Source organism: Clostridium sp., from assembly GCF_051656525.1.
In the GTDB taxonomy this organism is placed as follows: Bacteria; Bacillota; Clostridia; order Clostridiales; family Clostridiaceae; genus Clostridium.
On record NZ_JBOGCC010000359.1, the window covers coordinates 1 to 1,162 of the forward strand.

The window sequence follows — 1,162 nt, forward strand, 5'->3', positions numbered from 1 at the left end:
TGGTGAGATCATCAATCTGCAAGCCATTAGATCTGATGGACTAAAACGTTATCTATTCGGCGGACAAAAGCAACACGCATATCACCTCATAAAAGGTGAAGAACTGATCGCCATTGTCGAAGGATTCGCGACCGGATTATCCGTATACCAAGCGACTCGAGCCACTGTTTATTGTGCAATGGATGCTGGAAACCTTCTACCTGTCGCCAAGATCGTCCGACAGCAGTATCCAGACGCCATTATTTTGCTCTGTGCTGACAACGATGCAAAAACAAACGGAAACCCAGGTAAGACCAAAGCTAAACAGGCTGCTACCGAAATTAATGGGCTAGTAGCGATACCGATCACTAACGGAGATTGGAACGACTATTACCAAATTTATGGTCAGACCAAAACACAGGACGAAATCATGAATAACATTAAATGACATAACCATGGCCACAAATAAAAACTGCAATAATCATCAGCTAACTACACTACCTGACGTTATTACAGATGCCATCCCAAAGGCTATCACTATTAATGATGAGCAACAGCTTCCTTATGGATATAAGATTAAAAATGATTTTCTTTGCTCTCTTAATTCTCGATCCAGTAAAAACGATGAGAATCAAGAGTGGGTTCCATTCTCTAGCCCGGTATGGGTTATTGCAACAACGCATGATGGGCAAAGTAAGTGTTGGGGGATTTTAGCTAAGTGGTTCGACAAAAACGGGGTTGAACATCAACACACTTTTTTAAGACGGTTTTTATCATCAAAAAATGGTGAGGAGGTAATCTCTGTTTTAATGGACGGAGGACTACCTTTTATCGACTTAGAGAATAAAGGTAAATCTAAGCTAATTAATTATTTAATGAAATGCCAACCGGCAACAAAAATTATCACCATTGAACGACCAGGTTGGCATGATGAGCATTATGTGCAGCCAGGAAATACTATCGGCCCACAAAGTCAGAGTATTCGTTTACACAATATGAGTATCAATTCAAGCCATTTAGAGCAACAGGGGACACTAGAAGGATGGAAGTCAACCGTAGCCGGGCTGGCTATCAATAATTCTCGATTATGCTTTGCACTATCGGCAGCATTTGCTGCCCCTATGCTCAACCTCGTCAATATGGAGGGCGGAGGTTTTCACTTTAAAGGCGAAAGCGCCGATGG

At 41.9% G+C, this 1,162-nt stretch carries 2 protein-coding genes; both read left to right on the plus strand.

The genetic code is table 11. The annotated features are described in order from the left end of the window. Positions 1 to 427 (plus strand): toprim domain-containing protein (locus ACRDDY_RS17615; RefSeq protein ID WP_438566233.1); only part of this gene is annotated, 427 nt, incomplete at its 5' end. 7 nt (positions 428 to 434) lie between these two features. Beyond that, positions 435 to 1,162: DUF927 domain-containing protein (locus ACRDDY_RS17620; RefSeq protein ID WP_438566234.1), on the plus strand; the 728-nt coding region annotated here is incomplete at its 3' end.